7 protein-coding genes and 2 pseudogenes are annotated in these 7,014 nt (G+C 62.1%); 4 read left to right on the top strand and 5 right to left on the bottom strand.

The genetic code is table 11. The features are described 5' to 3' along the window. Positions 1–52 precede the first annotated feature (52 nt). The 5 genes and pseudogenes from IWX62_RS14220 to IWX62_RS14240 all read right to left on the bottom strand — a co-directional run bounded on the left by IWX62_RS14220 (position 53) and on the right by IWX62_RS14240 (position 4,906). On the bottom strand, positions 53–1,246 hold the full coding sequence (locus IWX62_RS14220) for a restriction endonuclease subunit S (protein ID WP_333483440.1): 1,194 nt from the start codon (positions 1,244–1,246) through the stop codon (positions 53–55). Continuing rightward, positions 1,243–2,810: pseudogene (locus IWX62_RS14225) on the bottom strand (type I restriction-modification system subunit M). Before IWX62_RS14225 ends, IWX62_RS14220 begins: the two are co-directional and overlap by 4 nt. A gap of 38 nt (positions 2,811–2,848) precedes the next feature. Further along, a complete protein-coding gene (locus tag IWX62_RS14230; protein WP_196842068.1) occupies positions 2,849–4,099 on the bottom strand; it encodes a hypothetical protein in 1,251 nt (416 codons plus the stop codon). Then, positions 4,096–4,512 carry a hypothetical protein gene (locus IWX62_RS14235; RefSeq protein ID WP_196842069.1) on the bottom strand — a complete coding sequence of 139 codons (417 nt, stop codon included), beginning with the start codon at positions 4,510–4,512 and terminating at the stop codon, positions 4,096–4,098. The genes IWX62_RS14230 and IWX62_RS14235 overlap by 4 nt, the downstream gene beginning before the upstream one ends. Positions 4,513–4,549: 37 nt before the next feature. Next, positions 4,550–4,906, bottom strand: a complete 357-nt coding sequence (locus tag IWX62_RS14240; protein ID WP_196842070.1) for a hypothetical protein — start codon at positions 4,904–4,906, stop codon at positions 4,550–4,552. 165 nt (positions 4,907–5,071) lie between these two features. Between IWX62_RS14240 and IWX62_RS14245 the strand changes: the two genes are divergently transcribed. The 4 genes and pseudogenes from IWX62_RS14245 to IWX62_RS14260 all read left to right on the top strand — a co-directional run. After that, positions 5,072–5,353 carry a DUF3892 domain-containing protein gene (locus IWX62_RS14245; RefSeq protein ID WP_196842071.1) on the top strand — a complete coding sequence of 94 codons (282 nt, stop codon included), beginning with the start codon at positions 5,072–5,074 and terminating at the stop codon, positions 5,351–5,353. A 137-nt stretch (positions 5,354–5,490) separates the two neighbouring features. After that, positions 5,491–5,634 (top strand): hypothetical protein, encoded by a 144-nt coding sequence (locus tag IWX62_RS14250; RefSeq protein WP_196842072.1) that lies wholly within the window; start codon positions 5,491–5,493, stop codon positions 5,632–5,634. Between the two features lie 58 nt (positions 5,635–5,692). Beyond that, entirely contained in the window at positions 5,693–6,121 is a 429-nt protein-coding gene (locus tag IWX62_RS14255; RefSeq protein ID WP_196842073.1) for a hypothetical protein, read from the top strand. Between the two features lie 381 nt (positions 6,122–6,502). Continuing rightward, positions 6,503–7,014, top strand: a pseudogene (locus tag IWX62_RS14260) (DUF222 domain-containing protein); the annotation flags it as partial.

The following is a 7,014-nucleotide window of genomic DNA, read 5'->3' on the forward strand; positions in this document are numbered from 1 at the left end:
TCCGCCAGATGGGTTGATGTCCTCTCGAACCTATCCGGCGGCACCGACATTTTTAGACGAGTTCTTCGACCAATGTCTGCGCTTCTTTGACCCTTAGTTTGCCCGACATGAGCTGTGGCAACAGAGCGACACGGGTGGCAGCAAGCGACTCGTTCTCCGCACGGGACTGGGCTGCGAGGAGTCCGACACTTGTGATCTGCACTTGAAGCTCCGGTTCGACCTCCCTAGGGTCTACCACGAGTGTTTCCAAGAGGTCAGCTGGCCTAACCCGCTGATGGCTGCCCGATGTACCGGCAACCTTCGATTCCAGAGTTGCACCGAATGAAGGCTGCAAGAGCTCCGCCCACAAGAACGTGGTCGATGAATGCGAAGGCTCAAGGACGAGGAACTCGGTAGAAGCCAGACCTGGAATTGCTGGAACCTCAGCTACGTTCCAAACTCTGGGGAAACGCGGATTGAGCTTCGAAATCAGCACAGAGGGCTGCCTTATCTCAAACTTGGAACTTTTGATATCGACTGGCCGTGTGACTTCAGCAGTCTGGCCAGCGTCGAACGCCGGAAGGCTGAAATGAGCCACTTCGTCGGCAGTCATTAGTGACGGGTTGACCGTAGCCTTGTGCTGTTTTACGACATTTCCAAGGGCAACCGTTGGTCTATAGCGGGCCAGCGAGAGAACAGCGAGGTCCTTAGCTATGTCAATGAGCTTGGTGTTGGCGGCGATCTTGTCGTCGAGCGCCCCCAACACCTCCGCAATTGCCCGCTGCTCGCTCACGCCGGGTAACGGGACCGTGAGCCGCGACAATATTCCAAGATTGATGTGAGGAACACCAGTAGATATCGCGTTGTCGGATACCTGCCTAAGGAATGCTGGCGATGAACAAGCAAAGTAAAGATAGTCCGTAAGAGCTCGCTTTGGGTGAGCTCGCAGTCGCATCTGACTCTGCGAAATAACGTATCGCTCATCCCTGTGTTGCGGAACTAGGGCGACCTGGCCCAGCGTGCCTCTTTGCGTGAAAATCAAGTCTCCGGGAACAGCGGTGTTGCGGGACAATTCGGTGTCGACCTTGTTGGCCGAAACATAAACAAAGTCCCCTCCTAGTTCACGTCCAAAGCCTAAATTGGTGCCGCGAATGACAGGGACCCCCTCTTCGACATAGTCTTTCGAGCCGAGTGATGATCCGAATGGACCTCCGATGAGACCTCGCGGTCCAACCAACTCTCCGAGAGTCACTTCTGCAGTCCTCACGAGACCCGCCCCAACTGCTGCCGCACAACCGCAGCCAAACGTTCCGACTCCGCGAACTGATCGAACAACTCGGCCGATAGCCGGGCGATCTTTTCCTCGATCGGCTCGCCGTCGTCCTCGACATCGGCCGCGCCGACATACCGTCCCGGGGTCAGCGCGTAGTCGGCTGCCTTGATCTCAGCGAGGGGTACCGACCTGCAGAACCCTGGGACGTCGTCGTACTCGATGCCCGACCCTTGAGCCGACGCCGACCCGCGCCACGCGTGATAGGTCTCCGCGATCTTCGCAATGTCCTCATCCGCCAGCGCCCGCTCAGCCCGGTCCACCATGTAGCCCAGGTTCCGCGCGTCAATGAAGAGCACCTCACCGGACCGGTCAACCGCTCCCGAGGACTTGTCCTTGGCAAGAACCAGAGGCAGACCGGGATGCCGGTGCTACGGAACAGCTGGGTGGGCAGGGCGACCATGCAGGAGACCAGGTCGGCCTCCACCAGCTGCGCGCGGATATCGCCTTCGCCGCCGGAGTTCGAGGACATGGAGCCGTTGGCCATGACCACCCCAGCGCTGCCTTCCGGCGCGAGCTTCGAAATGATGTGCTGGATCCACGCGTAGTTGGCGTTGCCTACAGGAGGGACGCCGTATTTCCAGCGGGGGTCGCCTTCGGAACGGGCCCAGTCCTTGATGTTGAAGGGTGGGTTGGCCATGATGAAGTCGGCCTGCAGATCCGGATGCTGGTCACGCGCAAACGTGTCGCCCGAGCGGCTGGCCAGGTTCCCGTTCAGCCCATGGATGGCAAGGTTCATCTTCGCCATCCGCCAGGTGCGCTCGTTCAGCTCCTGCCCGTAGACGGAGATGCTCGAACCCTCCTTGTTGTGCGACTCGAGGAACTTCTCCGTCTGCACAAACATGCCGCCCGACCCACAGCACGGGTCATAGACGCGCCCATGATCGGGTTCCAGCACCTCGACGAGGACGCGGACGACGTCGGCCGGCGTGTAGAACTCTCCGCCCCGCTTGCCCTCGGCTTTGGCGAACTTCTCGAGGAAGTACTCGTAGACCTCGCCTAAGAGGTCGCGGGCCTTCGTGGCACCCTGCCCCGTGAAGCGCGCGGAGTTAAAGAGGTCCAGCAGTTCGCCGAGGCGGCGCTGATCAATGTTGTCCCGGTTGAAGATCCGCGGCAACGTTGCCGCGAGCGACGGGTTGGCGCCCATGACGGCGTCCATCGCGTCGTCGATCAGCTCGCCAATAGTCTTGGGCGCTTCGCCGTCCATTGCCTGTGTGCCCTTGGCGTTCTGCGCCAGATAGGTCCAGCGTGCCTGCGTGGGCACCCAGAACACGCCCCGCCCGGTGTACTCGTCGACGTCGTCGATCATCTGGGCAATCTGATCCTCACCGAACCCACCGGCGCCAAGCTCCACCCGGATCTGCTCGCGGCGTTCATCGAACGCGTCCGACACGTACTTCAGGAACACCAGCCCCAGGATCACATCCTTGTACTGGGACGCGTCCATGGAACCGCGCAGCTTGTCCGCGGCCTTCCACAGGGTGTCCTTGAGTTCCTTCATGGTGGACGGCAGGGCGTCTACCTTCACTTTCGGGGGCACTAGGGTGTTCCTTCCATCGGGGCGGCGGGGGTCCGGTCGCCGAGGGTCACAGTGTTGCTGGCTACGCCGTCCATGATCAGCGTAGCGACTTGATCGAGGAGCCTGAGGCGTTCAAGCGCGGCGATCCGCTCCTGCTCGACGGCGTCAAGCGTGCGGCTCAGGGGCTCGCGCTGGCCGACGTCGACGGCGCGGACTGTCCACGACCTCCACCGCCGGGCCGTCGGCGGCTGGGCGTTGATGTCTTGAGCGAGCAGTCTGGCAACCAGCGCCGTTTGGCTTCTGCTGGTGCGGCCGTCGCCAACAATTCTGAGGATACGAGCCGGATACGCAACTGCGGCGGAGCCGTCAGCGTCTACGTAAGCGGCTGGCCTCGGCCCGGTGCAGAAGACGACGTCGCCCGGCTCGGTCAGCCGGCCCTCCGGGTACCGAGTGGCGAACCTCAACCGATCCATGATCGCCGGCGGGTCCGCGTCGAGGAGGAACTCGGTGGTGAGCACTCTGATGGCGCCGGGCGCATTCGGGTCGCCGACGTGAAGGTCGTCTACCTCGAACCGGTTGCCCGGGAGGTAAGCGACGGCGCCTTCATCGGCCAGGTCTCCAAGAATCCGTGCCGCTGGGCTAGTCGGGTCCGGCACCGGGTTTACCCGCATGTCCAGTCCTGGGGTGGTTTCCTGCCGTCCGAGTGATGACAGGAGGCCCTCAATGTGCAGCACAGCATCGGCTGGCCGAACCGTCGCGCTACTTGCCAGCGGCCTCGTCCTGACCAAAGAACCGCGGGCCGCAACCAGAGAGGACGTTCCCACCAGTCGGGCAAAACGGAACGAGTGCTTTTCCACCGATCGCCGGTTGCCCATCGCGGCGACAAGGTCGCTGATCAGATCATCGACGTCCGACTTCGACAGGGTCATTCCAGAGAGGTCGGACACCAAGGTCCACCGCTCACCGAGCGCCACCTCAGCGTGTGCCGGACCGAGCACCCACAAGGCCATAGCCTGACGCGGCTTCGACTTCAGCAAGCCTTGAGGCAATCGGACGACGGCGCGCAACCGTCCCGTGCGCAAAATGTCCGACCGTATGGCCTCGCTCCCGCCTGCCGAACCCTCTGCGTCCAACGCATCGCAGAGCGGGCCGGCAGGACCGAACACAACCGTGCGTTCACCATCGGCGAGCTGCAGACAGATCCTGTCGATGGTGTTCAGAACCTCGGCGTCGCGGGGGTTCGGGTTGTCGGCGAGTGGGAACTGGATCAAATGGAGTCCTGAGGACTCCCCGCCGACAGGGCCGACGTCTCGTTCCTGTCGTCGAGGACCACGCCGTGAGTGTAGAGACGGCGCAAACCGCGCCGCGACGCCGCGGAGTTGGATCCATCCCAGGCGAGGGCACATCGCGCGGTTCCGTCACTCTCGTTCAGCTGCAGGAGGACATCGCTGCTTCCCGGCGAGTGATCCACGATTCGCCTCGAACCGTCTCGCGGGCTGAGCAACGCGGATACCGCAGCAGCGACCAGATCCACAGCGACCTGACTGACTTCTCCGCCCCTGAGTCCGAGCCGCTGTTCAACCTCGAGAAGGTGGTCGAACGCCGCGCCCGAGCTATAGGCGGCGTCGGCCAACCCGTCCGCCGTCGCAGCCAGGAAGGCAAGGTTGTCGCCGGCCGCCGCCAATTCGCCATAGAGGGATTGATTATGCGGGTCGTGGTCGTCAGCGAGGTCGAGGAGCTACACCGGACAGCCCGGTCAGTCGCTCACCACTGAGTACCTTCAGGCACAGCAGGGCGGTCAATGCGTCGGTGTTTGGGTGGCTGGCTGACGTACCCGAACGAAAGACGCCGGCGTCGAGCTGTGCGTCCGGATTGTTGCCGCGACCTGTGTGGTGGAGCCACTGAGCTACCTCGCCGACGTCGAACGCTGGGTGGCCAGCCGAACCCGTGGTGGGCGACGGAAAGGGCAGATCGGCGTCTCGGTAGCGTCGTCGCCACATCGAAACCACTGGTCGCTTGACCTGAGCGAGGCGAGCCACATCGGCCAGAGACAAATCGGCGGTACTCACGTTCGGCATATCTCCCCCTATGGCTCGCCAACTCACTTGACCTTACTGAATCTATCCGAGCTTTTGAGAGGTTTTTGCGATAAGAGGGGTTATCGCGCACATCATCAACTGCTGGTGAACCATCCCCTACCGTTCAATTCCACGAGCACCATCAACATCGTCGGAAGGACGGTCATGAAGTACATTCGCCAGATTCACCTGGAAAACCCGGCCACCAGTAGCGAGCACATCTCACGGGTGAACCACTCTGACACCCCCACCGGGCCGTTGTCCGAATCCACCCGGGCCAGAATCGTTCAGCAAATCAAGGCCGGCACGGAAACTTTCCAAAGCCGCAGCCCGACCGGCGCGCAGGCGCCCGTCGTCGTGAGGACCAGCGGATTGGGAATCAAGTACATCGCCACGGTCAGCGACGGCCGCGAGAACAACAACCTGCTGAGTCTTCCCAAATACTAGGCAGCCCACAATCTGCGGTTGGAAGCGGCATGGGGGCCGCTTCCAACCGCTCTTCAACACCATCGGAAATTCTCAGAAAGGTATGGCATGAAAAAGCACATCGCACTTTATGCAGTCGGTCTCGTTGCTTTGACCGGATGTTCCGGCGAAGCACCCGACGCCGGAGCGGGCGGGACCGCGGCAACGATCGCACCCTCAGTGGCTGGGTCTTCGCCGTCTGCATCAGCACCGGCGCCATCCGCGTCGGGGTCGCCGTCGGAGTCGCCGTCGTCGTCCGCTGAACCGTCCCCTGAACCTTCTCCTTCAGCCGAACCTGAGACAAGCATCCGGGGGAACCTGGTGAAGGATATTGGTGAAGCGGCGGGCATATTCAACTCGAAGGACCGCAGCACAAACGTCATCGACTTCACCGTGTCGTCGATCGCTCCGACCCAGTGCACCGAAGAATATGCTCAGCCGCCGGTCAACGGCCATTACCTGGCAGTCCAACTCGATGTGGAAACCCAGCCGGAGTTGAAGGACGAGCTCGGCGGCAGTTTCTACGCCGACGCCGGGGCGTGGAAATTCATCCAGACCGACGGAACCACGTTCAACGGCATGCTGTTTGGCAACTCTTACGGCTGCTTGCCAGAAACGGCCATCCTGCCGCAGTCGATTGGTCCCGGCGAAACTGCAGCTGGAACAGTCCTTCTCGATGTCCCCGCGCTGGAGGGAACACTGGTTTTGTCCTATTTGGGCGAAGACGCCTGGGAGTGGGTCATCCCCTGAGGCAGAATCCGATCTAATCCCGGCAGGCCTTACGCGCGATTCGATCAGCAGTTTTCGGGTCCGGTCCATGCCGTCTATCGAGGCCTTGATCGGCCACTAAAATAGTTCAAAATTCTTTTCCCGGGCTCCACTATTACCCCTTAAAATGTCAGTGCTCGATGATGGAATAGGGGTATGAAAAGCAGTACAGCTTCTTCTACTGGAACGGGATTCCTTCCCGGTTCTGGCGCGGATTCCGGCTCGACGAGCGGGTCTGCGGATACCTCGGCGGGGGCTGCCAGCGGGTCCTCGGACGGGACGCGGGGTGGGACGTCCGGTGGAACTGGTGGTTATGGTGCTGGTGGTCCGTTGGGTGTCGACGCGGTGTGGGCTTCCCCTCCCGTGCAGGCGCCGGAGCCCGGACCGGAGACCCGCACGGATTCACGCAACTCGAAGATCGGTTCCCGTGATGGCGGCCGTAGTGATGCTGACGCCAAGGGCCGCTCCGGTGAGGTATCTCCGGTGTTGTCGGGCCGGGTGGCGGTGACGGCGATGGCCGGCCTGGACCCGGGACAAACCCTGGGAGTGTTGAAGGAGCTGGGACGGTTGCGTTCCTGGGTTGATGCGCAGGAAGCCAAAGCGGTCACCCACCTTCACGACCTCACCGCGGACGCGCACCCCTTTGTTTCGGATGGGGGCCGGGTCAGAGCCCTGACCGCGGCGGAACTCGCCGCCGCGACCTTGGTGCCGGAGGTGACCGCGGGGATCCTGATCGATCATAGTGATTTGCTGACCCGGGACTTCCCCACCACCCTGGCCGCGTTGGAGGAGGGCAGGTTATCGAAGCGCCACGCGTGGGCGGTCGTCGGGGAAGCGATCAGCATCCCGGACACGATACCCGCGGTGTTGGAAGC

Origin of the sequence: Arthrobacter sp. CAN_A1, from assembly GCF_015751665.1 — a bacterium.
In the GTDB taxonomy this organism is placed as follows: Bacteria; Actinomycetota; Actinomycetes; order Actinomycetales; family Micrococcaceae; genus Arthrobacter_D.

Bases quoted from the DNA above. Each gene is read 5' to 3' on its own strand.
- IWX62_RS14240 (WP_196842070.1), bottom strand. From the start codon at position 4,906: ATGCCGAACGTGAGTACCGCCGATTTGTCTCTGGCCGATGTGGCTCGC.
- IWX62_RS14245 (WP_196842071.1), top strand. From the start codon at position 5,072: ATGAAGTACATTCGCCAGATTCACCTGGAAAACCCGGCCACCAGTAGC.
- IWX62_RS14250 (WP_196842072.1), top strand. From the start codon at position 5,491: ATGTTCCGGCGAAGCACCCGACGCCGGAGCGGGCGGGACCGCGGCAAC.